The organism is Streptomyces racemochromogenes, assembly GCF_039535215.1.
GTDB classification, from domain to species: Bacteria; Actinomycetota; Actinomycetes; order Streptomycetales; family Streptomycetaceae; genus Streptomyces; species Streptomyces racemochromogenes.
In genome coordinates this window covers 1,365,215-1,389,780 of record NZ_BAAAWT010000001.1, presented here as the reverse complement: position 1 = coordinate 1,389,780, position 24,566 = coordinate 1,365,215, and the positions used below count along the sequence as shown (strand labels likewise).

Here is a 24,566-nt window from a genome sequence, read left to right as displayed (position 1 = left end):
GCGGGTGAGGATCGGCTCCATGAAGAGCGACCTTTTCGCGAGTGAGAACCTCGTCCAGCCCGCCACCGCACCGGGTATGACCCTGCAGAACGCCAAGTCCGTGAAGTACGCCGTGAACGGGGAGATGTTCGCCCGTCAGGGGTCGATGGTCGCCTTCCGCGGGAACCTCCAGTTCGAGCGCAAGGGCCAGGGCATAGGCGGCATGCTCAAGCGGGCCGTCACCGGCGAGGGGCTCGCGCTGATGTCCGTACGGGGCCAGGGCGAGGCCTGGTTCGCGCACCAGGCCGGCAACTGCTTCGTCATCGACTTCGAGCCCGGCGACGCCCTGACGATCAACGGGCGCAACGTGCTCTGCTTCGACCCGACGCTGTCCTACGAGATCAGGATGGTGAAGGGCGCCGGCATGACCGGCGGCGGCCTCTTCAACAGCCTCTTCACCGGCACCGGCAAGCTCGCCGTGGTCTGCGACGGCAACCCGATCATCATCCCCGTCACCGCCCAGGCGCCGGTGTACGTGGACACGGACGCGGTCGTCGGCTGGAGCGCGGCGCTGGAGACCGGGCTGCACCGCTCCCAGTCCGTCGGCTCCATGATCCGCGGCGGCTCCGGCGAGGCCGTCCAGCTGAAGCTGAGCGGCGAGGGCTTCGTCATCGTCCGGCCCAGCGAGCTCACCGAGACGGCGGCCGCGCACTGAACCTCACCGGCGTGGGCCGCCGCTACGGACGGCGCCGGCCCTGGATCCTGCGCGGGGTCACGGCCGAGCTGCCGGCCGGCGCCCTGGTCCGCGTCGAGGGCGGCAACGGCGGCGGCAAGTCCACCCTGCTGCGGATCGTCGCGGGCATCGACACGCCGACCGAGGGCCGGATCGAGGGCCGCCCGCCCCGCACCGCCTACGTCCCCGAACGCTTCCCGGCGGCCCTGCCGCTCACGGCCGGCGCCTACCTGACCCACCTGGGCCGCGTACACGGCCTGACGGGCGCGAGGGCGGCCCGGCGCGCGGCCGAGGCCCTGGAACGGTTCGGCGCCGCCGCCTACGCCCGCACCCCGATGGCCGAACTGTCCAAGGGCACCAGCCAGAAGGTGGCCGTCGCCCAGGCCCTGCTCGCCGGGCCCGGCCTGCTCGTCCTCGACGAGGCCTGGACCGGGCTGGACGCGCCCGCCCGGGCGGAACTGGACCGGGCCGTCGCCGAACGCACCGCCGCCGGCGGCACCGTCGTCTTCGTCGACCACGATCCCGCCCGGCTGGCCGGCCTGCCCGACGTCCACTACCGGGTCCGCGGCGGCACCCTGGAGACCGCGGCCGCGGCGGCGCGCCCCGGCCCGCGCGCACCCGCCGTACGGATCCACGCGGCCGGCCCGCCCGGCGCCGCCCCGCCCCCGGGCCTGGCAGCGGCGGCCGAACCCGCCCCCGACGGCGGGGTGCTGCTGACCGTGGACGCCGCCCGCTCCGACGCCGTGCTGCGCGAGCTGCTCACCGCCGGCCCGCCCTGGCACATCCGCTCCGTGGAGGAACTGCCGTGACCGTCCCCGCCCTGCTGCGCTACCAGGGCGCCCTGCTGCTGCGTTCCCAGCACTGGATCGGCCCGCTCGTCGTGTACGCGGCGTTCGTCGCGGTCGGCGTCCGCTCCGGCGACCCGGCGCTCGACGCCCTCGGCTACACGGCGGCCGGCCTGGTACCGCTGAGCGTCTGGCTGGTCCGGATCTGCGTCACCGCCGAACCCCCGGCGGCCCGTGCCGTCTCCGCCGCCGCGGCCGGTCCGGTACGCGTACACGCCGCGGCCCTGCTGACCGCGCTGGCCGGGACGCTGCTCGCCGGGGCCGCGGGAGCGGCCTACGCCCTGTCGGCCGGCGACCTCACGTACCAGCCCCCGGCCGGTACGGCCCTCGCGGGGGCGGTGGCGTGGGCGGTGTGCGCCCTGACGGGGACGGCCGTGGGCGCGGTGTGCAGCCGGCCGCTGCTCCGCGGCCGCGGCCGCGCCGTCCTGGCCGGAGGCGTGGGCTCGCTGCTGGCCTGGGTGCTGCCCTTCTCCCCGGCCCGCAGCGCGGTGTCCGCCCTGGTCGGGGCGGCCCGCGCGGGCACCGCCCCGTTCCCGCTCGGGGCGCTGGCGGGGTCGGCGCTGCTGGCCGGGGCGGCGGGTGCGGTGGCCTGCCTGGTCAGCACGCGGCGCGGCTGACCCCGGGGTCGATGGGGAAGGAACGTTACTTCCCCATCAGCTCCGACACCTTGACGAAGCGGAATCCCCGCTTTCGCAGTTCGGGGACGATCTTCTGGATCGCCTGTTCGGTCACCGGGGCCGCGCTGCGCGTGCAGTGCATGACCACCACCGACCCGGGCTTGACCCCGGCCAGCACCTGCTCCGCCACCGCGTCGGGGTCCTTGGCGAAGGCGTCCCCGCTGACCACGTCCCACTGCACGGCCGTGACCTTCGCCGGGGCCAGGGCCTTCAGCGCCTGGTCGTCGTAGCAGCCGCCGGGGAAGCGGAAGTACGGGACGGTGTTGACCGCGCCCGCCTTCCCGAACGCCGCGAAGGCCCGCTCCACGTCGGCCCGCGCGGCCTCGTCGTCCAGTGCGGGGAGCCCGTAGCAGGGGGACTTGAAGGCGTGGTGGCTGTACGAGTGGTTGGCGATCTCGAAGTTCGGGTCCGTGCCGATGGACTTGGCCTGGTCGGGGTACTCCTCGGCCCAGCGGCCGGTCATGAAGACGGTCGAGGGCACCTTCAGCCGGCGCAGGGTGTCGATCAGGCCGGGGTTGTCGAAGCGCTCGCCCGAGGCGGCGCGCGGTCCCTGATCGGAGGTCATGTCGGCGTCGAAGGTGAGCGCCACCGTCTTCTCGGAGCGCTGCCGGGTCCGCTCGAAGACGGGGGTCAGGCCGTTCGCGCCGGGGGTCAGGACCGGCACCTTGGCGGGCGCGCCGGGCAGCGGGGAGGGGGATGCGGAGGGGGAGGGGGAGGCCTGGGTGGACGCGGTGGCCGGGCCGGAGGCCACGGGGCCGGCCAGTCGGGCCTGCCCGGCACCCTGCCGGGGGCCCGAGGGGCCACCCCCGCATCCCGTGAGGGCGGCGCCGAGCACGGCCACGGCCGCAACTTTGCGTACAGAAAGGGTCACGTACGCAAAATATATGACTATGTGGCAAGCAGACGTTTACGGCACTCCCGGGCGTCGAAGTCGGCCGGCGGGTCACCGCCAGGGGCCGGTGACCGCGAAGGTGGTGCCCGGCGCGTAGGCGTTGACGTACATCGTCCGCGCGTCGGGGGAGAAGGTCACCCCCGCGAACTCCCCCCACTCGGGCGCCCCGGGCGTGCCGATGCCGTCCGCGTTGCGGGCCACCGGGTAGACCTCCCCGCCCGGGGTGACCCCGAAGACGTACTGCTCGCCGCCGCCGTCCTCGCACACCATCAGCCCCCCGTCGGGCGCCAGGCAGATGTTGTCGGGGGAGTCCCCGGGCAGGGCGGTGTCCGCCGCCGGGCCGAAGAGCACCTCCAGCCGGACCCGGCCGCTCACCGGGTCGTGGAACCACACCTGCCCGTGGTGGTCGGCGGCGGCCCCCTCGCGGCCGCGGGCGTAGCTGGAGACGAAGTACACCCCGGTGCCTCCCCAGTAGCAGCCCTCCAGCTTCTGCGCGTGGGTGATCCCGCGCGGCCCGAAGTCCTGGAAGCGGACCGGCGTCACGGCCGCGGCGGGATCCGGTACGGGGACCCACTCCACCGGGAACTCCGCCCCCGGCTCGTCCACCGCCGACAGGTCCGCCACCCCGGGCACCCGCATCGCCTCCAGCAGGCCGCCCGCCCGCAGGGAGCCGGGCCCGCCGAGCGGCCGCGCGGGCAGGAACCGGCAGAACAGCCCGAAGGGCTTCACGAACGCGTCCTCGGTCTCGTAGACCACCCCCCGGTACGGGTCCACGGCGACGGCCTCGTGCGCGAAGCGGCCCAGCGCGGTCAGCGGGACGGCGCCGAGCCGGTGCGGGTCGGCGGGGTCCACCTCGAAGACGTACCCGTGGTCCCGGGAGTACCCCGAGTCGCCGGCCCGGTCCTCGGTCTCCTCGCAGCTCAGCCAGGTGTTCCAGGGGGTGCGCCCGCCCGCGCAGTTGACGGCGGTCCCGGCGAGGCCGACCCGCTCGGAGCGCACCGCGCCGGCCGGGTCCAGCTCCAGCACCGTGCAGCCGCCCAGCGCCCCGGGGTCGTACGTGAGCCCGTCCACGGCGGGGACCCGCAGTGCGGCGGTGGCGCGGTTCTCGTGGTTGCGGACCAGCCGGAGCCGGCCGCCGCCCGCGCCGAAGGCGGCCATGCCGTCGCAGTTGGCCGGCACCGTGCCCTCGCCCGAGCGCAGCGGGTCCCCGGCGCGCGAGAGGACCCGGTACGAGAACCCCGCGGGCAGGTCCAGCAGTCCGGCCGGGTCGGGCAGCAGGGGCCCGTACCCCCGGGCGGAGGCGCGGGCCCGGCCGGGGGCCCAGAGCGCTCCGAGGGCTCCGCTGAAGGCGACCGCGCCGGCCGCGAGCAGGCTGCGTCGGGTGACGGACATCGGCAACTCCCCGCTGGACCACTGGAGATGTGACCGGCCCGTGGTACCACGCCGGGCGGGCGCCCCCCGCGCGACGCGTGCGGGCACCCGCCCCCGTCACCCCACCGGGCCCCGGCGCGGCGTGCGCGCGGGGCCCGGCGGTGACGAGGGGAGGGGATCAGACGAGCTCGGCGCTCAGGGTGATCGTCGTACCCGTCAGGGCCTGGCTGACCGGGCAGTTCTTCTTCGCGTCCTCGGCGGCGGCGGCGAAGCCCTGCGCGTCGAGGCCCGGGACCTCACCGCGCACCGTCAGGTGGATGCCGGTGATGCCCTCACCCGGCTGGAAGGTGACGTCGGCCTTGGTCTCCAGGCGGGTGGGAGGGTTGCCGGCGCCGGCGAGGCCGTGGGAGAGGGCCATCGAGAAGCAGCTGGAGTGGGCGGCCGCGATCAGCTCCTCGGGGCTGGTCTTGCCGTTGGCGGCCTCGGCGCGGGAGGGCCAGGAGACGTCGTACGAGCCGATGCCCGAGGAGTCGAGGGAGACGACGCCCTTGCCCTCCAGCAGGTTGCCTTCCCAGACGGTGTGCGCGTGACGCGTGGTGGCCATGGTGATCCCTTCGCGGAAGTGGAAACGGCCGGGCCGCGAGGAGCGACCCGGCCGTGCCAAACCTACTGGGAGACCAGGGGTTTCGCGTCGCGGGCGAGCGCGGTGAGCCGCGATATGGCTCGGAAGTACTTCTTCCGGTAACCGCCGTTGAGCATGTCGTCGCTGAACAGCCGGTCGAAGGGCACGCCGGAGGCCAGGACCGGGACCTCGCGGTCGTAGAGCCGGTCGGCCAGCACCACCAGGCGCAGCGCCGTCGACTGGTCCGGCACCGGGACGACGTCGGTCAGGCAGACCGCCGCTATCCCGTCCGTCAGCGCCCCGTAGCGGCTCGGGTGGACCTTCGCCAGGTGGTCCAGCAGGCCCGGGAAGTCGTCGAGGCTCGCGCCCGGGGTGGCGTACGCGGCCTTGGCGACCTGCTCGTCGGAGAAGGGCGCGGGGGCCTCGGGCAGGCCGCGGTGGCGGTAGTCCTGGCCGTCGATGCGCAGCGGCCGGAAGTGGGCGGAGAGGCCCTGGATCTCGCGCAGGAAGTCGGCGGCGGCGAAGCGGCCCTCGCCGAGCTTGCCGGGCAGCGTGTTGGAGGTGGCGGCCAGTGCCACGCCCTGCTCGACGAGGCGGCTGAGCAGGGAGGAGACCAGAACGGTGTCGCCCGGGTCGTCGAGCTCGAACTCGTCGATGCACAGCAGCCGGTGCCCGCCCAGGGTCTGGACGGTCTGCTGGAAGCCGAGCGCGCCCACCAGGTTCGTGAGCTCCACGAAGGTGCCGAAGGCCTTGAGCGCGGGCTCGGCGGGGGTGGCGTGCCAGAGGGAGGCGAGGAGGTGGGTCTTGCCGACGCCGTAGCCGCCGTCGAGGTAGACCCCGCGCGGGCCGGCGGCCGGGGCGGGTGCCTTCTTCTGGAACCACCTGCGCTTGCCGGCGCCGCTGGCGTGGGCGCCGCCCAGCCCGGCGGCGAAGCCGCTCAGCACCGTGACGGCCTCGGCCTGGCTCGGCTGGGCCGGGTCGGGGTTGTAGGTGTCGAAGCGCACCGAGTCGAAGCGGGGCGGCGGGACCATCTCGGCCACCAGCCGTTCGGCCGGCACGCGCGGCTCGCGGGCGCACAGGGCGAGGGGGCCCGCGTCGGCTATGGGGGGCTGCCCGGAGGCAGGGCCGGAGGTGGAGAGAGATGTCGACACAGCTCTCAACTCTACGGGGCGTGTCACACTGCACCGATGCGACGCCTGTTCCCTGTGACCGATCAGACATCCGCCGCTCCCGGGGGCCCTGCCGACGGTGCGTGGCCGTCCGCCGACCGGGAGTGGTCGCTGGACGAGCTCGCCGACGCCTACGCGTACCCGGAGCTGGCCCCCGACGCCCACTGGCTGCGCGCCAACATGGTGTCCACGCTGGACGGCGCGGCCCAGCACGACGGGCGCTCCCAGCCCATCTCGGGCGAGACCGACATGCGGATCTTCGGGACTCTGCGGGCACTGGCCGACGTGGTGGTCGTGGGGGCGGAAACGGTTCGCCAGGAGGGCTACCGCCCGGCGCGGGCCCGGGAGGCCTTCGCGGCCCGGCGTGCGGCCGCGGGGCAGGGTCCCGCCCCCGCCATCGCGGTGGTGACCGCGAGCCTGGACCTGGACTTCACCCTGCCCCTGTTCACCTCGCCGCTGGTCCCCACCCTGGTGGTCACCGGGGCCGGGGCCCCCTCCGACCGGGTGGCCGCGGCCGCCGCGGCCGGGGCCGAGGTCGTGGTGGCGGGCGAGGGGGCCGGGGCGGACCCGGAGCGGGCGGTGCGCGAGCTGGCCGCCCGGGGGCTGCGGCGGCAGCTGACCGAGGGCGGGCCCCGGCTGCTGGGGCAGTTCGTGGCGGCCGACGTCCTGGACGAGCTGTGCCTGACGATCTCGCCGACGCTCACGGCGGGCGGCGCCCAGCGGATCTCCGGCGGGCCCTCCGTGACGGTTCCGCACCGGCTGGCGCCCGCCTGCGTACTGGAGGAGGCCGGGTTCCTGTTCACCAGCTACCGTCGGATCTGACAAGGAGCGGAATTTCTCGTTCCGCTTAGCTTCCGACGGGCACATACCTGGGCACACATACTCGCGAGGCCCCGCGCGCAGGCGGGGCAGGATGGTTTCCGCAGGGGCCGGCCGACGGCCTCGGCCCATGAAGGAGAGGCGTCCGTGTTCACGAGCGTATTGATGATCGAGCAGCCGCTTACCACGGTGGACGTGGACTTCGTCACCACTCTGCACGGAGACGACCCGGTCTCCTTCTTCGTCCTCATGCAACCCAGGGGTGACCAGGACCGGCTGCTGCGCGCCATCGACGACGTGGCGCTCGGCGAACTGCCCGAGGCCCTCCACGAGGCCGACGTGCCCGAGGGCGAGGCCGCCCGGGGGCCCGCAGCACAGGCGCTCGCACACTCGCTCGCCGCCCTGCGCGCCAAGGGCGCAAAGGCCGTCGGCCAGATCGTCGAGGACCACCCGCTCGACAAACTGAAGGCCGTCGTCGACGAGACCGCGGCCGACGAGGTGATCGTCCTGACCGCCCCCCACCTGGTCGAGGAGTTCTTCCACCGGGACTGGGCCTCCCGCGCCCGGCACAAAGTGGAGGTTCCGGTGCTCAAGCTCTTCGCCCACAACGAATAGGCTGGGGCGGACACACCCCCGGGCCCACCCCCGGACACGTCCCCGGCCCCACCCCGGCGGGCCCCCGCACTCGATCCTGGAGCGACCTGAATGAAGCCCGGCCTGCCGACCGCGATGGAACGGCCCCACTTCATCGGCATCGGCGGCGCCGGCATGTCCGGCATCGCGAAGATCCTCGCCCAGCGCGGCGCGCAGGTGGCCGGCAGCGACTCCCGTGACTCCGAGACCGCCCAGGCGCTGCGCGCCCACGGGGCCACGGTCCACATCGGGCACGCCGCCGGCCACCTCGCCACCGACGCCACCTGCGTCGTCGTCTCCAGCGCCATCCGCGCCGACAACCCCGAGCTGGCCCGCGCCGCCGAGCTCGGCATCCCCGTCGTGCACCGCTCGGACGCCCTCGCCTCCGTCATGGACGGCCTGCGCCCGATCGCCGTCGCCGGCACCCACGGCAAGACCACCACCACCTCGATGCTGGCCGTCGCGCTCAGCGCCCTGGGCCTCGACCCCTCGTACGCCATCGGCGGCGACCTGGACGCCCCCGGCTCCAACGCCCACCACGGCGAGGGCGACGTCTTCGTCGCCGAGGCGGACGAGAGCGACCGCAGCTTCCACAAGTACACCCCGCAGGTCGCGATCATCCTCAACGCCGAGCTCGACCACCACGCGAACTACGCGTCGATGGACGAGATCTACGAGTCCTTCGAGACCTTCGTCGGCAAGATCGTCCCCGGTGGCACCCTCGTCGTCGCCCACGGCCAGGAAGGCGCCGCCGAGATCGCCCGCCGCGTCAGCGGCAACCCCGGCCTGACCGTCAAGACCTACGGCGAGGACGAGAACGCCGACGTCCGGATCCGCGAGATCACCCCCCGCGGCCTGACCAGCGAGGTCGCCGTCGTGATGGACGGCCGTGAGATCGTCTTCACCGTCTCCGTCCCCGGCCGCCACTACGCCCACAACGCCGTCGCCGCCCTCACCGCCGGCGTCGCCCTCGGCATCCCGGCCGACGACCTCGCCGCCGCCCTCGGCAAGTACACCGGCGTCAAGCGCCGCCTCCAGCTCAAGGGCGAAGCAGCCGGCGTCCAGGTCATCGACTCCTACGCGCACCACCCCACCGAGATGACCGCCGACCTGGAAGCCATCCGCGGCGCCGCCGGCGACTCCCGCATCCTGGTCGTCTTCCAGCCCCACCTCTTCTCCCGCACCCAGGAACTGGGCAAGGAGATGGGCCAGGCCCTCGCCCTGGCCGACGCCTCCGTGGTCCTCGACATCTACCCGGCCCGCGAGGACCCGATCCCCGGCGTCACCAGCGAGCTGATCATCTCCGCCGCCCGCACCGCCGGCGCCGACGTCGCCGCCGAGCACGACAAGGGCGCCGTCGCCGACGTGATCGCGGGAATGGCCAAGCCCGGCGATCTCGTTCTGACGATGGGCGCCGGCGACGTCACGGATCTGGGACCCCGGATCCTCGCCCGCCTGTCGAACTGAGGGAGCGGGAGCGTCATGGCGTACGAGGTCCAGAAGACGGACGAGCAGTGGCAGGCGGAGCTGACCCCGTCCGAGTACCAGGTGCTGCGCCTCGCCGGCACCGAGCCCGCCTTCCGCGGCGAGTACACCGACACCAAGACGGAGGGCGTCTACTCCTGCCGCGGCTGCGGCGCCGAGCTCTTCCGCTCCTCGGAGAAGTTCGAGTCGCACTGCGGCTGGCCGTCCTTCTACGACCCGAAGGACACCGACGCCGTCGAACTGCGCGCCGACACCTCGCACGGCATGGTCCGCACCGAGGTCCTCTGCGCGACGTGCGGCTCCCACCTCGGACACGTCTTCGAGGGCGAGGGCTACCCGACGCCCACCGACCAGCGGTACTGCATCAACAGCATCTCCCTGCGGCTCACGCCGGCCGGGAGCTGAGGTAGTCCTCCAGGGTCCGCCGCGGGATCCAGCCCCGCGCGCGGGCCCTGGCCAGGTCCAGCACCACCGGGTGCGCCAGCTGGTCCACCGCGTACCGGCTCAGCGCCGGCTCGGCGCCGGTCAGCCGGGACAGCGCCTGCGCCGCACGGGCCGCCGCCCCCGCCAGCGGGAGGGGCAGGTGCCTGATCCGCGCCCGGACCCCGTGGGCGCGCAGCACCGCCGTGACCGCCGCGTCCCGGGAGTACGGGGCCGCGTCCGCCACGTTGTACGCGCCCGGCGCCCAGCCCGGCGCCGCCAGGCAGGCGTCCGCCAGGTTCTCCACCGCCGTCAGGCTCAGCCGTACGTCCGGACCCGGCAGCAGCAGGGTGCCCGCCCGCACCCGCGACAGCAGGCGCGGCAGGAGCTGGGTGTCGCCCGGCCCGTAGACGGCCCTCGGACGCAGCACCACCGCCCCCGCCGCCAGGGCCAGGGCCTCGCCCTCCGCCTTCGTACGGCCGTAGGCGTTCAGCTGGTTCCCGCGCGGATGCTCCTCCGTGACCCGGGCCCGGTCCGGGCGCGGGTCGTAGACGCTCGCGCTGCTCACCCACACCACCGGCCGGCCGGCCGCCGCGTCCAGCAGCCGGGCCGTCCCGTCCACGTTGACGGCCCGCATCGCCGCCTCCGCCCGCGAGCCCGGCGCGGGATCGCCCACCGCCGCCGCGCAGTGGACGACCAGGTCCACCCCCGACAGGTCCGGCCCGGCCGCCGCCGCGTCCCAGAACCGGTTCCCGCCCACCGGCCCCCGCCGCCGCCCCAGACAGACGACCCGGTGCCCGGCCGCGGCCGCCGCCCGGGCCACGTGCCCGCCGCAGAAGCCGCTCGCCCCCGTGACCGCGACCGTCGTCACGAGGCCGCCCTCACCGTCAGCACCCGCCAGCCCGGCAGGGCCGCGCGACGGTCCACCCGGCAACGCGCCACCACCGGCCGGTACCCGGCCAGCGCCTCCAGCACGTCCTCCAGCAGCACGGTCGCCAGCCGGGCCCCCGGGCACACGTGCGGCCCCGCCCCGAACACCAGCCGCGCCACCCCCGCCCCCGCCGGATCCCGCCCGTCCGGGTCGCGCCGGTGCGCCCCCGCCGCGTGCCGGGCCACCAGCAGCAGCCGGTCCCCGCCCCGCACCGGGCAGCCCCCCACCGTCCCCGCCCCCGCCGCGACCCGGGGCAGCACCGGTGAGGCCGCCGTGACCCGCAGCAGCTCACGCGCCAGCCGGGGCCGCAGCCCCGCGTCCGCGGCCTGCCCCCACAGCCCGGCGTCCGCGCACCAGGCGACCGCCCGGGGCACCGCCGCCACGGTGGTGTTCACCGCGGCCACCGCCACCATCGCGTCCAGGGCGTCCCCGCCGCCCAGCACCCCCCGCAGCCGCTCCGCCGCCCGGGCCGCCGCTGCCGCCGCCCCGGGCCGCGGCGGGCCCGGCAGGTGGCCGCGCACCGAGGCCGCCGCGGCCGCCGAAGCCGCCTGAGCCAGCACCAGCGGCCCGGCCGCACAGCCCAGCAGCGCCCCCGCCACCGACCCGGCCAGCTCCCGCGCCAGCGCCACCACGTCCACCTCCGCACCCCGGCCCAGCGGCGCCACCCCCCGCACCAGCAGCGGCCGCCACACCGCCCGCAGCTCCTCCACCCCGGCAGCGCCGAGCCCCTCCGCCAGCGAACGCCGGCCCGCCCGGTGCCCGCCGCCCTCCTGGTCGAACAGCACCCCGCCGGCCCCGCGCAGCGCCTCCCGCGCGGCCCCGCCCGTGGTCCCGGCCGCCGTCCGGTCCAGCGGGATCCCGGTCAGCGCCTCCCGGTAGGCGGCGGCGTCGTGCACCAGCACCGTGCCCCCGATCCGGCGCGCGGCCCGCCCCCGCGTGGCGGCGAGCAGCCCGAACAGCAGCGGGTGGCTGCGCAGGTAGACCCGGCGGTCGCGCCGGCGGGCCCGGGCCTGGGCGGAGCTGGTCATCGGACGTGAACCTCTTTCGTGTCGGCCGGCCGGTAACGCCGGTCCCCGAACCAGAGCGGGGTGCGCCGCGCACCCCGGGAACGCAGCCGCCGCAGGCTGCTCTGCACCACCAGGTGCTCGGGGGCCCGGTCGAGCGGGGTGACGTCCTCCGAGCCCCCTTCCAGCCGCTCCCGCGGCGCCCCTCCGCAGGTGTCCTCCCGCGCGGCCGGCGTCCCCCCGATGGGGGCCTCCTCGTCGTACGCGGGGACCACCACCCACAGGCTCACCGCACCCCCCTGCCCAGCCGGGCCGCCGCCAGCGCCGACACCGCCGCCCGGTCCGGTTTGCGCGAGCGCCCCGACAGCGGGATGTCCGCGAACAGCAGCGCGTCCGGCCGGGCCGTGCCCATCCGCCGCAGCGGCTCCGACAGCGCGGCCCGCAGGGCCGGTTCGGGGACACCGGGCTGCGGCTGGACCACCGCCACCAGCCACTCGTCCCCGTCGCCCGCCGGGATCCCGACGAGCACGCCCAGCTCCACCCCCGGCACGTGCAGGGCCGGCTCGTACAGGCCCGGGTAGATGTTCTCCGCCCGGCGCAGCACCATGTCCTTGCAGCGGCCCTCCAGCACGATCCGGCCGGACCCGTCCAGACGCGCCCGGTCCCCCGTCGCCACCCACGGATCCGGCTCCTCGCCCAGGTAGCGGTCCCGGGCCGCGGGCCCGGTCAGCAGCAGCTGGCCGTCCGCGTCCACCGCGGCCCGCACCCCGGGCAGCGGGGCGCCCACCAGGTCCCCCGCCCCCTCGAAGGCGGCCTTCTCCCGGGACTCCACCGCGGCCGCCGGGAACAGCTCGGTCAGCGCGTACACCCCCCACGCCTGGTCCGCGCCCGCCTCCCGGACCCGCCCCAGCAGGCCGGCGCCCGCCGGAGCCGACCCCGTCCAGACCCGGCCGCCGAACCTGGCCCCCGCGCCGAGCGCGTCCCGCAGCTGCGGCGGCGTCAGATAGGTGTCCCGCGGCGCCAGCCGCGCCAGCTGCCGGGCCAGCGTCGCGGGGGAGCGGGCCGGCAGCGCCACCGGCGCCCCGTGTGCCAGCGAGGGCACCAGGACGAAGAAGGTCCCGCCCAGCACGGGCCCCTCGCCGCCGCCGGCGAACAGCCGCGACACCGTCTCCATCCCGGCGGCCAGCCCCGCCCGGGTGTGCACCACGGCCCGGGGCCGCGAGGTGGTCCCGGAGGTGAACACGATCACCGCGTCTCCGTCCGCGTCGTACCCCGCCGGCACCCCCGCCCGGGACACCCCCCGCTCCAGCGCCGGCGCGCACCCCGGCAGCCGGGGCCCCACCGTGGCCACCGGCCCCAGCGAAGCCAGCTCCGGCAGCTCCAGCGCCGCCCGCCGGGCCAGCGGCCGGGCCCATCCCGCCACCGCCTGCGCGGCGCCGTCCGCCAGCACCAGCGCCGGCCGCGCCAGCGCCAGCCGGGCCCGCAGCACCTCCGCCCCCGCGCCCGGGTCCAGCACCGCACCGCGCAGCCCCAGCCGCCACAGCGCCAGCAGCACCGCCAGGGCGCGCGGCCCGGGCCGTACGGCCACCCCGACGGTGTCCCCGGCGCGCAGCCCCCGCGCGTGCAGCGCGGCGGCGAAGTCGTCGGCCAGTGCGGCGAGTTCACCCCGGGTGGCACGCACCCGGGTGCCGCCCGAACGGGTCGCGCAGAGCACGGCGGGCCGCTCGGGCCGGGCCCGCAGCGCCTTGTCGAGTCGGTCCAGCATCAGCGGGGGTCGTCCGTTCCGTGCGTGCCGCTGCCCTGGTCGAGGTACCAGCGGGCGGTCCCGGCGAGGCCGTACGCGCGCAGCCGGCGCGTGGAGTTCTCCACGACCATGCCCCGGCAGCGGGAGATCCGGTCGGTGTGGCGGCGGACCGCGTTCAGGAACAGCCGGTCCGTCGGCGAGGGCCGCCGCGGCATCCCGCCCACGGCCAGGTACAGCTCGGCGGTGATCGCCATGTTGTTCCCCGCGTGCATCCGGTACGGCGCCCGGAAGCCGTGCCGCCGGGCGTGCTCCGGCCGCAGCCGCCCGAACAGCGCGGCCACCCCCACCAGCCCGGCGAATCCGGCCCGCCCCAGCGGCCCGTGCTCGTCGCGCCGGGCCGTGACCCGCCCGCACACCAGCCCCGGCCGCACCCGCAGCGCGGCCCGCGCCGCACCCGTCCAGCCGGGCCGCGGCAGGCAGTCCGCGTCCGTCCGCGCCAGCAGCACCGCACCCCGCGCGATGGCGTACCGGAAGCCGGTGTCCACCGCCGAGCCGACCCCCTTCTCCGGTTCCTCGATCACCTCCACCGGGAACGGCGCCCGCGCCGCGAACTCCCGCGCGACGGCGCCCGTACCGTCCGCCGAGGCGTTGTCCACCACCAGCAGCGTGAAGTCCCGGTCCCGCTGCGCGGCCAGCGCCCGCAGGGTCCCGGCGAGCCGCGCCTCCTCCTCGTGCGCCGGCACCACCACCCACATCGGCGTGCTCACGACTTCTCCCAGACCATCGTCATGATGCTGATCCCGCCGCCCAGCCCGACGAACAGCACCCGCTCCCCGGCCGCCAGCCCCGGGAAGACCCGCTCCAGCTGCACCCCGATGCTCGCGCTCGCCACGTTCCCCAGCTCCGGCACCGTCACCACCAGCTTCCGCGCCGGCACCCCGGTCAGCTCCGCGAACCGCTCCAGGTACGGCACCGTCACCTGGTGCACCAGCACCTTCGCGAAACCGTCCCAGTCCATGCCCGTCCGGTGCAGCGTCCGGTCGATGACCGCCGTCCCCACCTTCTCGAACACGCCGCGCAGCTCGTGCCCGTCCCCCTGGAAATACGTGTACGCGTCCCCGCGCGGGTGCCGCGAGCCGCCGCCCGGGATGCCCCCGACCTCCCAGTGCTCGGAATGCGTCTCACTGTCCACGTCCAGGATCCCGCCGTGCCCCACCTCCTCCAGCAGGACGGCCGCGCCCGCGTCGCCGAACGTGTAGCCGGCGAAACCGCCGCGGAACTCCGCGTAGTCCGCCGGGTCCATGCGCACCGCCCGGCTCGGCGTCTCCCCGGTGACCACCAGCGCCCGCCGGGCCCGCCCGGCCAGGACCGCGCTGCGGGCCAGGTCGATCCCGTTGACGAAGCTGTTGCAGGCGTTGGTCACGTCCACCGCGTGCGCCCTGGAACCCAGTTCGGCCTGCACGATGTGCGCGGTCGCCGGCTCCACCAGGTCCCGCGAGGCCGAGGCGAAGACCAGCAGGTCCACGTCCAGCGGGCCGAGCCCGGCCGACTCCAGCGCCCGGCGCGCCGCACCCACCGCGAGCGTCGACGCGTACACCCCGGGGGCGGCGACCCTGCGCGAGACGATCCCGGTGGCCTGCGTCAGGAGCCGTGCGGGCAGCGCCAGGCCGCTGCGCCGGGCCACCTCCCGCTGGAGCTCGTCGGAGGACAGCACGTCCTCGGGCAGCAGGCTGCCGACGGCGGTTATGCCGACGCGCGGCTTCGGATCACCAGACTGTATGAGCATGCCCCCACGATCGCGCCCCGCCCGCGCCCCGGCCTGAGTACGGATGCTCAGTTCCCTTGCGGGGACGCTGAGTAGCACCCCCGTCCGGCTACCCGGGACAACGCGCCGTCCGAACCGGGGACACCGGGCACGGCTCCCCGTATCGTGGTCCGACCGGCCACACCCACGGGGGAGGGAACATGGCGGACGGCAGAGCCTTACCCGGACTCGTCACCTACGGGGACGACGCCACCAACCGGCTGCTGAGCGCGGCCGCGCACCTGGACGAGGCGTTCGCGCACGAGACGGCGGTGGAACTGACCGGGGACCGGCTGGTGGCCCTCGGCCCGGCCCTGGGCCTCGACCTGGTCGCCGTCGCCCGCCACGCCCGCGCCGCGACCCGCCGCGCCCTCCTGCGCGACGTCCTGCTGACGGGCCTCCTCGCCACGGTGGCGGGCGGCGTCGCACTGCGCGTCTGGGCGCGCTTCGTCGACCGGCCCGACCTGCTGCTGGGCCTCTCCCGCTTCGCGCTCGTGGGCGGGGTCCTCGGCGCCTGGCTGCTGGTGCTGGCCGCCGAGCACCGGGCGCGGACCATGGCCCTGCGGGTGATCGGCACCAAGGGCTACCCCGGCGGGCTGGTCCCGCCGCTCGACCCGGCGGTCGAGGACGCGCTGCGCGAACAGGAGCGGGCCAACGCCGTGCCGTACCACGAGGCCGCGGGGCACGACACCCCGTTCGTCGGCAGCGGCAAGGCCGTCGTGGAGCGGGTCTGGCAGCCCATCGACGTCGGCACGCCCGCGGCCGGCCCCGAGGGCGGGCCGCCGCCGGAGATCGTCCCCTTCGACGTGGTCGAGCTGCACGAGTTCGTCGCCGGGCAGATGGGCACCATCGCCGGCCTGGAGGGGCTGCGCACGCAGGACCGGTTGTACGTGCTCGGCACCCGGGTCGGCTACGCGGGCCCCGAACTGCTGCCCGACCGGCTGCGGGCGCCGCGGCCGGTCGTCCCGCAGGAGCTGGTGCGGGCGGCCCTGGCCCGGCCCGGCGCGGGCATGCGCACGTACCTCTGCATGGAACGCGCCGGCGAGGGCGGCCGGGTCATCGTCTCCATGCACCTGCGGGCCCGGCTCCAGCACCCGAGCCTCACCTGGGAGCTGGCCGCCTACGTCGTCCCGCCGCTGCGGGAGGAGTTCGAGGCCGTGCGCACGCTCCGGCTGGACCCCGTCGGCCGCTGGTCCACCCTCCTCGCCGCCGGCACCCGCCGCTTGCCGCCCCTGCTGTTCAAGGCCCCGGTCCGGCTGCTGCGCGGGGGCCGGCAGCGGGTCCTGCGCCGGGGCCGGCTGCGCTACTGGCGCTGGGTCATCGGCCGGCGGCACACCGAGTTCGACTACGGGGCCACCGGCGGGATCCGCGAACGGGCCGGCGACTGGGAGCGGATGGGGTTCACCGAGCAGACCGACGCGGTGGACTTCTTCCAACGCCTCCAGCAGGGCGTGCTCATCGCGACCGAGCGGTTCCTGAAGGCCCACAACGTCGACACCAGCTCCTTCGAGGAAGCCCGGCAGGTCATCAACCACCACAACTACACCTTCCAGGGTCCCGTCAACGGGGCCGGCAACTTCGGGGCGGGCGGCACGGTGAACATCTCCGCCCCCGGCCCGCTGACGGGCCCGGCCAGGCCCGGCCCGTCCCCGGCCCCCGGCGGCGGCCCCGCCCCGGCGCCCGCCAAGCCCTGAACCCCTGCTTCCGGCACTGGACGAGGAGCCCCGCATGGGCACGTACCACTTCCACGGGAACGTCAACGGCCCCGGGAACTACGGCGACCACGGCGTGATCAACATCGGGCCCGAGGACGACGCCGCCCGGGTCCTGCGGCTGGCCGCCGAACTCGCCCGGTGGCTCACCGACCGGGACGCCGGCCCCGAACGCCTCGACGCGGCGCACACCCTGCGCGGCGAACTGGAGGAGGCCGGCCGGGAGCGGCGCGCCCCCGAACCGGGACTGGTCCGGCGCAGCCTGGAGACCATCACCCTCGGCCTGGGCGCCGGCAGCGTCGGCCTGGCCCTCGCCCAGCAGATCAGCGCCCTGCTCGGGGGATGAGCCCCCGCAGGGCGCCGCGCAGCCGGCCGGCGGCGGACGGGCCCCGCCAGGCGTGGAACTCCCGGGCCCGGTGGGCGTCGTGGCGGGCCAGCTCCCGGCCGGCCGCCGCCAGGTGCGCCGCCGGCAGCTCCCGTACGAGCGGCCGCAGCACCCCTTCGAGCAGCTCCGTACGCGTTTCCCGCCACAGCGGCCCGGCCTGCGGCTGCGCCGACCAGGCGGCGTAGCAGGACGCGAGGTAGCCCGGGTCGCCCCGTAGCAGCTCGGCCACCGGGGCGGAGCGGGCGGCCTGCCGGTACGCGGCCAGCAGCGCGGGGTCCTCGCTGCCCGCCAGGGCCCTCAGGGCCGGCTCATCGGGCCCGTCCTGCGCGAGCAGCCGCCCTGCCACCGCCGCGTACGCGGCCTCCCGGGCGGCTTCCCCGGCGGCCAGGGCCCCCAGGTCCAGGGCGCGGCGCAGCCCCTCCCCGGCGGGGCCGCCCGCGCGCAGGTCCCGGACCAGTTCCCACAGCAGCAGCGCGGGCCGCTGCCCGTCCGGCAGCTCCGCCCCGAAGTGCCGCAGCAGCTCCGCCGCCAGGTCCGCCGCCGCCCCGTCCCCGGCGGGCGCCGCCGCCGCGGCGCGGGCGAGCAGCTCCCAGGTCCCGGCGTCCCGGTGCACGGCGGCACCCGTCGTCGCCAGCAGCAGCCCGGCCTCGGCCGCCTCGGGCGGCTGCCCGGCCCAGACCAGCCGCATCCCGGTGCGCAGCACGAGCGGCTCGGCGTACAGGGAGACCCCGGATTTCCGCAGCAGGGCCTCCAGTACGCGGACCCGGTCCGCGCCGGCGTCCGGACCCGCCTGCGCCGCCCGGGCGCACATCCGCAGGTGCGGCAGCGCCTCCGCCGCGCCCAGCCGCAGCCCGGTCCGCTCGAACAACCGGGCCCCAGCGGCGGGATCGCCCGCGGCGAGCGCGTCCAGCCGGTCGAGCACGAGCGCCCGCAGCGCGGGCACCTGCGCCAGCGACTCCCGCTCCCGCGGCCCGTACGCCCGCTCCGGATCGCTGACCAGCGCATGCGCCAGCCGCCGCGCCACCTCGGGCAGCCCCTCCCCACCGCCCGGGGTCGGCGCCCCCGCCCCGGGTGCCGGCCCGACTCGGGGCCCGGCGGCCTCCGCCGCGCAGGCCCCGGCATCGCCGGACGCCGGGGCGCACCCCGGCCCGGGCTCCGGCGCGACTGCCGTCCCGGCTCCGGTGGCCCCGGTACCCGTGGTGTCGCCGCGCCCCGCCGTGGGCCCCGCCGCGACTGCCGTCCCGGCTCCGGTGGCCCCGGTGCCGCCGGTACCCGTGGAGTCGGCGGGCTCCGCCGTGGGCCCCGGCGTGGGCTCCGGCGTGGGCCCCGCCGTGGGCTCCGGCGTGGGCTCCGGCGTGGGCTCCGGCGCGACTGCCGTCCCGGTGTGCTCCGGCGCGGCCCCGGCGCCGGGTCTGGGTGCCGGGGAGGTTGCCGCCGACTCGGGGGGCTGTGCCGCGGGGACCCCGGCGCCGGGTATCGGCACCGTCCTCGAGCCCGCGGGCCCGGCGTGCGTGCCGTCCCAGCCGGCGGCCGCCTCGCGGGCCGCGGGCTCCAGGGGGATTCCGGCGGCCAGGGCCAGCGCGGCCAGCGGGCCCGCCGCGTACGGCTCCGCCGGCAGCCGCCTGACCCGCGCGAACAGTTCGGGCCGCGCGGCCAGCCACACCGCCGCGGCGGTCCGCGCCCACAGGTCCCCGCACTCCCCGGGCGTGCCCGCCCCCGCACCCCCGTACACGCGCCACGGCCCCGGCTCCGCCGGCTCGTCGCCGGGCAGGACCCCGACCAGCCGCTGCGGGGCGAGCAGCGGCCGCCGGGCGTACGTGGTGAAGGTCAGCCACTGTCCCCGCTCGTGCGGCAGCACCCCGCAGGCCAGCATCACCCAGCGGGCCACGGCCGCGCTGTCCTCCTCCACCAGCAGCAGGCGCGGGGCGTCCGGCTCCTCCACGGCCCGCCGCACGTCGGCGAAGAACCCCGCCAGCCAAGGCCCCCGGGCGGCGACGAAGGCGGCCAGCGCCGCCCGGTCGTGCCGCCCCGGCGCGGGTATCCGCTCCAGCGGCGGGGGCGGCCCGCCCGCCGGGGTCCGCTCCTCCCACTGCGCGGAGCCCCAGGCGGTGACCGGCAGCGGCCGCGCCGGCCCCGCCCCGGCGGGCTCGGGCAGGTGTACGGCGTGCGCGTGGAAGCCGTCCCCGTCCCCGGCACCGGCCGCGGAGCCGCCCCCGTACCCGGAGTCGAAGTCGAAGCCCGCACCGGTGTGCACCGCGCGCGACAGCAGCCGGCTCCCGTCGGACAGCACGCTCAGCGACAGCGCCTCGGGGAACCCGGCGGACGGCGCCCGCAGCGGCGGCTCGTACCGCAGGAGCGGCTCCGCCTCGCGCAGCAGCTCCCCGCCCACCCCCGGGGTGACGGAGGTGAAGCCGGAGCCCTCGGGGCCGCCCGCGTAGTGCAGCTGGGGGAGGTTCACGCCCGGCCCCCCGCCCGGCCGGATCCCGCCCCGACCCTAACTGACGTGACGTCAGGGTCTGTTGTGCGGGCCGTGGTTGCCCGTACCGTACCGGCAGCGGAGCGCACGGCACGCCCCCTCACGTTCCCCGCCATCCCGCCGCGTCCCCCCGTCGCACTGTGTGGAGGCCATTCCAGCAGACAACGGGGCCGTCCGGGAGTTCCGTCCGCGGGGGCTTCCGTTCGCCCGCTGTACGGCCCGACGTCAGACGGGGATCTCCGGCCGGTACCCCGGGACCGCTGTCCTTGGGGCGCCCCTCGATCCCCCCTCACCCCCCTAGAGGTCGTCACCCATGGCTGAGCTCAACCGACGCAGGTTCCTCCAGATAGCCGGCGGCACGGCGGCCGCCGCGATGCTCAACGAGAGCATCGCCCGCGCCGCCGCCATCCCGGCGCAGGGCAGCACCGGAACCATCCAGGACATCGAGCACATCGTCGTCCTCATGCAGGAGAACCGGTCCTTCGACCAGTACTTCGGCACGATGAAGGGCGTCCGCGGCTTCGGAGACCCGCGGCCGGTGCTCCAGGACAACGGAAAGTCGGTCTTCCACCAGTCCAACGGGACGAAGGACATCCTCCCCTTCCACCCGCAGGTCAACGACCTGGGCATGCAGTTCGTCGAGGGCCTGAACCACGACTGGGCCGGCGGCCACCAGGCCTACAACAACGGCAAGTACGACAAGTGGGTCCCGGCGAAGACCGCCACCACCATGTCGTACATGACCCGGGACGACATCCCGTTCCACTACGCCCTCGCCGACGCCTTCACCGTCTGCGACGCCTACCACTGCTCGTTCATCGGGGCCACCGACCCCAACCGCTACTACATGTGGACGGGCCACACGGGCAACGACGGCACCGGTGGCGGCCCGGTCCTCGGCAACCAGGAGGCCGGCTACGGCTGGAAGACCTACCCGGAGCGGCTGGAAGCCGCCGGCGTCTCCTGGAAGATCTACCAGGACATAGGCGACGGCCTGAACGCGGCCGGCTCCTGGGGCTGGATCGGCGACGCCTTCCGCGGCAACTACGGCGACAACTCGCTGCTGTACTTCAACACCTACCGCAACGCCCAGCCGGGCAGCGCCCTCTACGAGAAGGCCCGTACGGGCACGAACGCGAAGGCCGGCGACGGCTACTTCGACCGGCTGCGCGCGGACGTGCTGAACGGCACCCTGCCCCAGGTCTCCTGGATCGCGGCGCCCGAGGCCTTCAGCGAGCACCCGAACTGGCCGGTGAACTTCGGCGCCTGGTACATCTCCCAGGTGCTGGACGCGCTGACCGCGAACCCGGCGGTGTGGGCGAAGACGGCCTTCTTCATCACCTACGACGAGAACGACGGCTTCTTCGACCACGTCGTGCCGCCGTACCCGCCGGCGTCCTCGGCCTGGGGCCTGTCCACGGCCGACGTCACCCGCGACCTGTACGCCGGGGGCGGCGGCTACGCGGCGGGCCCGTACGGCCTCGGGCCGCGCGTCCCGATGATCGTGGTCTCGCCGTGGAGCAAGGGCGGCTACGTCTGCTCCGAGACCTTCGACCACACCTCGGTGATCCGCTTCATGGAGAAGCGCTTCGGGGTGCAGGAGCCGAACATCTCGCCGTGGCGCCGCGCCGTCTGCGGTGACCTGACCTCCGCCTTCGACTTCACCCAGGCCGACGCCAGCCCGGCCGCGCTGCCGTCCACGGCCGGCTACCTCCCGCCCGACCACAACGCGCACCCCTCCTACCACCCGGTGCCGCCGGCGACCGGCACCCTGCCCAGGCAGGAGGCGGGCTCCAAGCCGGCCCGCGCGCTGGGCTACAGCCCGTACGTGGACGGCTCCCGCACCGTCTCCACCGGCAAGTTCACGCTGACCTTCGCCTCCGGCCCGAAGCTCGGCGCGCACTTCCACAGCACCTCGGGCAACCGGACGGACGGCCCCTGGCCCTACACGGTCGAGGCGGGCAAGACCCTCTCGGACACCTGGAGCACCAGCAGCTCCACCGGCAACAAGATCGACCTCACGGTCTGGGGCCCCAACGGCTTCCTGCGCACCTGGAAGGGCCCGGCGAAGAAGGCCGGCCCCGAGGTCACGGCCCGCCACGTGGACGCCACCGGCAACCTGGCCCTGACCCTGGTCAACGGGGGCGCCGCCGCGGTGAACCTCACGGTGACCAACTCCTACGGCGGCGCCGCCCAGACCTTCAAGGTCAACCCGGGCGCCACCGTCTCCCACACCGTCGACCTGCGCGCCTCGGGCCGCTGGTACGACGTCTCCGTGGTCTCGGACGCCGACGCGACCTTCCTGCGCCGCTTCGCGGGACACGTGGAGACGGGCGCACCGAGCGTCTCGGACCCGGCGCTCAAGACCGTCTGACTCCTGACCCCGTACGGGAGAACCCCCCTCGGTTCGACGCCCACGAAGTCAACGCTTGCGTTGACTTCGTGGGCGTGGCTGTCCGGCGACAAGACCGGAAACTGGCAGCGGTGGTACGAGGTCAACATCCCGCTCGCGGAGAAGCGCTACCAGGACCACATCGGGGAGCTGGACACGAGGGAGTACGAATGAGCGGTGTCGGTTGGGAGGAGGCCAAGCGCCAGGTGCGCGAGCGCCGGGCGGCGGCGGGCCTGCCGGTGCGGTCCCCGGCGGAGAAGCAGGCCGCCATGGACCGGCTCATGGCGGAGGTGCGGGCCTACCGGCTGGCCGAGATCCGCCAGGAGCAGGCCCTGACCCAGAAGGACGTCGCCGAGACGATGGGCGTTTCCGCCCCCAGGGTGTCGGCCATCGAGAACGGCGAGACCGACCGGACGGAGGTTGCCACCCTGCGCTCCTACGTGGAGGCGCTCGGAGGCGGTCTGAGGGTGGTGGCCGACTTCGGGGACACGGAGTACACCGTGGCCTGACACGGCGGCGGATGGCGGTGTGATCGTAGGCCGGATGGGCAGTACCTACGGCGTCGGTTTCCACCACCCCCGCCAGAGGGAGAACGCATGGCCATCGCCCACCGCCGGATCGGCACCGGACCCGTCCGCGTCATCGTGCTGCACGACTGGTTCGGGACCTCCGCCAACTGGGGCTCCGTGCTCGACCACCTCGACCCGCAGGGGTTCTCGTACGCCTTCCCCGACTACCGGGGCTATGGCGAGCGCCGGGACGTCTCCGGCCGCCACACCCTCCCCGAGATCGCCGACGACGTCCTCGCCCTCGCCGACGAGCTGGGCTGGGACACGTTCTCCCTGATCGGCCACTCCATGGGCGGCAAGGCCGCCCAGCAGGTCCTGGCCCGCGCCCCCGAGCGCGTCGAGAAGCTGATCGGGCTCGCCCCCGTCCCCGCCGGGCCGTACCCGATGGACGACGCCACCCACGCCCTCTTCTACGGCGCCGCCGAGGACCCGGACAAGCGGCGGACCATCCTCGACCTGGTCACCGGCAACCGCGTCAGCCGCCACTGGCTGGAGCGGATGGTCGCCCACTCCCTCGACGTCTCCCGCCCCGACGCCTTCGCCGCCTACCTCGCCGACTGGCAGACCCGCGACCTGTCCTCCGCGATCAAGGGCAGCACCGTGCCGGTGCTCGTCCTGGTCGGCGAGTACGACCTGGCCCTGACGGCCGAAGTGATGCGCGCCACCTGGCAGGCCTCGTACCCGAACTGCAGGATCGTCACGATCCCCGGCGCCGGCCACTACCCGCCCCACGAGACCCCGGTGGCCTTCGCCACGGCGGTGGAGGCCTTCCTGCGCGGCTGACCGGACCCCGGAAAGCCCGTAGGGGGTACGAGGCGAACCTCGTACCCCCTACGGGACCGAAAGGGTGAGTGACGGGACTTGAACCCGCGGCCACCTGGACCACAACCAGGTGCTCTACCAGCTGAGCTACACCCACCGCGAAGGGCGGCGGACCACCCGTTCGTTGTGCATGCACAGCATAGCCGATCCCCGGGGCGCTCCCGCGACGGGTCATCCGGCGGCCCGGGCACCGGCCGGACGCGCCGCGGCCCGCGCCACCGCCGCGACGGCCAGCGCCCGGATCACCGGATGCGGACGCGAGCCGTCCCCCGACAGCTCCGGCTGGAAGAGCGTGGCCAGGAAGAACGGGTGCCCCGGCAGCTCCGCCATCCGCACCGCGCCGTCCTCGTCGTGGCCCGACAGCCGCAGCCCGTGCGCGGCCAGCACCGGCAGGTGGCGGGCGACCGGGCCGTAGTGGCAGTGGTAGCGCTCCGTCGACCGGTCCGCCCCGAGCGCCGACTCCGCCAGCGAACCCGGCTCCGCCCGGACGAGCGCCTCGTGCCCCGCCAGCGAACAGGCCAGCGGCGCGATCAGCGGGTCGTCCGCCCCGGGGTCGTTCTCGGCGTGCGCCGCCCCCGCCAGCCCGCACACGTGGCGGGCGTACTCCAGCAGCGCGTGCTGGAAGCCGCCGCACGTCCCGAGGAAGGGGACGCCCTCCTCCCGGGCCACCCGGACCGCCGCCAGGGCCCCCGCCTCGCTCGCGTACGGGCTGCCCGGCAGCACCCACACGGCGTCGAACCCGGCCAGGGTCCCCGCGGCGGCCGCCGCCTCCGCCTCCGCGGTCGGGATCCAGCAGGCGTCCAGCACCAGACCCTCGCGCGAGGCCAGCGCGTCGAGGAGGAGCGGGATGCGGGAGTGCGACTCCACGTGCGGGGAGCGGTCGCCGACGAGGGCGATCCGGGCGACGGTCATCGGGGCTGCGGACGCGGTGTGGGGCGCCGGTGCGGTGGTCATGCCGATCATCCTGAGACCCCGTCCCGCTTCAGCGCCAACGATTGTTCCCGCACGCCCGATAAGCAGCGCTGATGGGCGGCGCTGCTTGGCGGCGCGGGGCCGGCGCCGCCGGGCGGCGCTGGCATCCT

Annotated in this window: 25 protein-coding genes and 1 tRNA gene; 13 read left to right on the top strand and 13 right to left on the bottom strand. The window is 75.8% G+C overall.

All coding sequences use genetic code 11. The features are described 5' to 3' along the window. The first annotated feature begins 19 nt into the window (after positions 1-19). From ABD973_RS06435 to ABD973_RS06425, 3 genes are read left to right on the top strand one after another with little or no spacing between them, the layout of a single operon-like run. A complete protein-coding gene (locus tag ABD973_RS06435; protein ID WP_125822916.1) occupies positions 20-694 on the top strand; it encodes an AIM24 family protein in 675 nt (224 codons plus the stop codon). After that, on the top strand, positions 691-1,521 hold the full coding sequence (locus ABD973_RS06430; RefSeq protein WP_125822917.1) for an ABC transporter ATP-binding protein: 831 nt from the start codon (positions 691-693) through the stop codon (positions 1,519-1,521). Before ABD973_RS06435 ends, ABD973_RS06430 begins: the two co-directional genes overlap by 4 nt. Then, on the top strand, positions 1,518-2,174 hold the full coding sequence (locus tag ABD973_RS06425) for an ABC transporter (RefSeq protein ID WP_345499108.1): 657 nt from the start codon (positions 1,518-1,520) through the stop codon (positions 2,172-2,174). The genes ABD973_RS06430 and ABD973_RS06425 overlap by 4 nt, the downstream gene beginning before the upstream one ends. A gap of 25 nt (positions 2,175-2,199) precedes the next feature. Here ABD973_RS06425 and ABD973_RS06420 read toward each other — a convergent pair whose 3' ends face one another. The 4 genes from ABD973_RS06420 to zapE all read right to left on the bottom strand — a co-directional run bounded on the left by ABD973_RS06420 (position 2,200) and on the right by zapE (position 6,270). Continuing rightward, on the bottom strand, positions 2,200-3,105 hold the full coding sequence (locus ABD973_RS06420; protein ID WP_345499106.1) for a polysaccharide deacetylase family protein: 906 nt from the start codon (positions 3,103-3,105) through the stop codon (positions 2,200-2,202). Positions 3,106-3,177: 72 nt separating this feature from the next. After that, positions 3,178-4,518 carry an alkaline phosphatase PhoX gene (locus ABD973_RS06415; protein ID WP_345499104.1) on the bottom strand — a complete coding sequence of 447 codons (1,341 nt, stop codon included), beginning with the start codon at positions 4,516-4,518 and terminating at the stop codon, positions 3,178-3,180. Positions 4,519-4,675: 157 nt separating this feature from the next. Then, positions 4,676-5,101: an OsmC family protein gene (locus ABD973_RS06410; protein ID WP_125604412.1), complete on the bottom strand. Its 426-nt coding sequence runs from the start codon at positions 5,099-5,101 to the stop codon at positions 4,676-4,678. Positions 5,102-5,163: 62 nt separating this feature from the next. Then, positions 5,164-6,270: a cell division protein ZapE gene (gene zapE, locus ABD973_RS06405; RefSeq protein ID WP_125822920.1), complete on the bottom strand. Its 1,107-nt coding sequence runs from the start codon at positions 6,268-6,270 to the stop codon at positions 5,164-5,166. A 36-nt stretch (positions 6,271-6,306) separates the two neighbouring features. On the opposite strand from zapE, the gene ABD973_RS06400 reads away from it, so the two are divergent. The 4 genes from ABD973_RS06400 to msrB all read left to right on the top strand — a co-directional run bounded on the left by ABD973_RS06400 (position 6,307) and on the right by msrB (position 9,630). After that, complete coding sequence (locus tag ABD973_RS06400; RefSeq protein WP_125822921.1) at positions 6,307-7,110, top strand: pyrimidine reductase family protein; 804 nt, start codon at positions 6,307-6,309, stop codon at positions 7,108-7,110. A gap of 144 nt (positions 7,111-7,254) precedes the next feature. Next, the gene (locus ABD973_RS06395) at positions 7,255-7,722 is read left to right on the top strand and encodes an indole-3-glycerol phosphate synthase (RefSeq protein ID WP_125604418.1); all 468 of its coding nucleotides are present in this window, start codon (positions 7,255-7,257) and stop codon (positions 7,720-7,722) included. Positions 7,723-7,812: 90 nt separating this feature from the next. After that, positions 7,813-9,207: a UDP-N-acetylmuramate--L-alanine ligase gene (gene murC / locus ABD973_RS06390; protein WP_125822922.1), complete on the top strand. Its 1,395-nt coding sequence runs from the start codon at positions 7,813-7,815 to the stop codon at positions 9,205-9,207. A 15-nt stretch (positions 9,208-9,222) separates the two neighbouring features. Then, a complete protein-coding gene (gene msrB / locus ABD973_RS06385; protein WP_125822923.1) occupies positions 9,223-9,630 on the top strand; it encodes a peptide-methionine (R)-S-oxide reductase MsrB in 408 nt (135 codons plus the stop codon). Here msrB and ABD973_RS06380 read toward each other — a convergent pair. Genes ABD973_RS06380 through ABD973_RS06355 form a run of 6 tightly spaced genes read right to left on the bottom strand, consistent with a single transcriptional unit; the run spans position 9,611 to position 15,110 of the window. After that, entirely contained in the window at positions 9,611-10,516 is a 906-nt protein-coding gene (locus ABD973_RS06380) for an NAD-dependent epimerase/dehydratase family protein (protein ID WP_125822924.1), read from the bottom strand. The two genes, msrB and ABD973_RS06380, sit on opposite strands and share 20 nt — an antisense overlap. After that, positions 10,513-11,604 carry a cytochrome P450 gene (locus tag ABD973_RS06375; RefSeq protein WP_345499095.1) on the bottom strand — a complete coding sequence of 364 codons (1,092 nt, stop codon included), beginning with the start codon at positions 11,602-11,604 and terminating at the stop codon, positions 10,513-10,515. The genes ABD973_RS06380 and ABD973_RS06375 overlap by 4 nt, the downstream gene beginning before the upstream one ends. Then, on the bottom strand, positions 11,601-11,870 hold the full coding sequence (locus ABD973_RS06370) for a hypothetical protein (protein ID WP_345499093.1): 270 nt from the start codon (positions 11,868-11,870) through the stop codon (positions 11,601-11,603). Before ABD973_RS06370 ends, ABD973_RS06375 begins: the two co-directional genes overlap by 4 nt. Further along, on the bottom strand, positions 11,867-13,345 hold the full coding sequence (locus ABD973_RS06365; protein WP_345499091.1) for an AMP-binding protein: 1,479 nt from the start codon (positions 13,343-13,345) through the stop codon (positions 11,867-11,869). Before ABD973_RS06365 ends, ABD973_RS06370 begins: the two co-directional genes overlap by 4 nt. Beyond that, positions 13,345-14,091 carry a glycosyltransferase family 2 protein gene (locus tag ABD973_RS06360; protein ID WP_241253416.1) on the bottom strand — a complete coding sequence of 249 codons (747 nt, stop codon included), beginning with the start codon at positions 14,089-14,091 and terminating at the stop codon, positions 13,345-13,347. The genes ABD973_RS06365 and ABD973_RS06360 overlap by 1 nt, the downstream gene beginning before the upstream one ends. Continuing rightward, positions 14,088-15,110: a 3-oxoacyl-ACP synthase III family protein gene (locus tag ABD973_RS06355; protein ID WP_345499088.1), complete on the bottom strand. Its 1,023-nt coding sequence runs from the start codon at positions 15,108-15,110 to the stop codon at positions 14,088-14,090. Before ABD973_RS06355 ends, ABD973_RS06360 begins: the two co-directional genes overlap by 4 nt. Positions 15,111-15,289: 179 nt before the next feature. On the opposite strand from ABD973_RS06355, the gene ABD973_RS06350 reads away from it, so the two are divergent. Together ABD973_RS06350 and ABD973_RS06345 are read left to right on the top strand one after the other, a co-directional pair. Further along, positions 15,290-16,822, top strand: a complete 1,533-nt coding sequence (locus tag ABD973_RS06350) for a hypothetical protein (RefSeq protein WP_164720977.1) — start codon at positions 15,290-15,292, stop codon at positions 16,820-16,822. Positions 16,823-16,856: 34 nt separating this feature from the next. Continuing rightward, positions 16,857-17,186 (top strand): hypothetical protein, encoded by a 330-nt coding sequence (locus ABD973_RS06345; protein ID WP_125822930.1) that lies wholly within the window; start codon positions 16,857-16,859, stop codon positions 17,184-17,186. Here the strand turns inward: ABD973_RS06345 and ABD973_RS06340 are convergent. Then, a complete protein-coding gene (locus ABD973_RS06340) occupies positions 17,164-19,683 on the bottom strand; it encodes a GTPase-associated protein 1-related protein (RefSeq protein ID WP_345499084.1) in 2,520 nt (839 codons plus the stop codon). The two genes, ABD973_RS06345 and ABD973_RS06340, sit on opposite strands and share 23 nt — an antisense overlap. A gap of 331 nt (positions 19,684-20,014) precedes the next feature. Between ABD973_RS06340 and ABD973_RS06335 the strand changes: the two genes are divergently transcribed. The 4 genes from ABD973_RS06335 to ABD973_RS06320 all read left to right on the top strand — a co-directional run bounded on the left by ABD973_RS06335 (position 20,015) and on the right by ABD973_RS06320 (position 23,445). Beyond that, the gene (locus ABD973_RS06335; RefSeq protein ID WP_345499082.1) at positions 20,015-22,075 is read left to right on the top strand and encodes a phosphocholine-specific phospholipase C; all 2,061 of its coding nucleotides are present in this window, start codon (positions 20,015-20,017) and stop codon (positions 22,073-22,075) included. Positions 22,076-22,135: 60 nt separating this feature from the next. Beyond that, entirely contained in the window at positions 22,136-22,267 is a 132-nt protein-coding gene (locus ABD973_RS06330; RefSeq protein ID WP_277607517.1) for a hypothetical protein, read from the top strand. Then, entirely contained in the window at positions 22,264-22,602 is a 339-nt protein-coding gene (locus ABD973_RS06325; protein WP_125822933.1) for an XRE family transcriptional regulator, read from the top strand. The genes ABD973_RS06330 and ABD973_RS06325 overlap by 4 nt, the downstream gene beginning before the upstream one ends. Before the next feature lie 87 nt (positions 22,603-22,689). Further along, positions 22,690-23,445 carry an alpha/beta fold hydrolase gene (locus tag ABD973_RS06320; RefSeq protein WP_345499079.1) on the top strand — a complete coding sequence of 252 codons (756 nt, stop codon included), beginning with the start codon at positions 22,690-22,692 and terminating at the stop codon, positions 23,443-23,445. A 63-nt stretch (positions 23,446-23,508) separates the two neighbouring features. Here ABD973_RS06320 and ABD973_RS06315 read toward each other — a convergent pair. Both ABD973_RS06315 and ABD973_RS06310 read right to left on the bottom strand, forming a co-directional pair. Then, positions 23,509-23,581: transfer RNA gene (locus ABD973_RS06315), tRNA-His, on the bottom strand. A 74-nt stretch (positions 23,582-23,655) separates the two neighbouring features. Continuing rightward, the gene (locus ABD973_RS06310; RefSeq protein ID WP_125824217.1) at positions 23,656-24,396 is read right to left on the bottom strand and encodes a CTP synthase C-terminal region-related (seleno)protein; all 741 of its coding nucleotides are present in this window, start codon (positions 24,394-24,396) and stop codon (positions 23,656-23,658) included. Positions 24,397-24,566 lie beyond the last annotated feature (170 nt).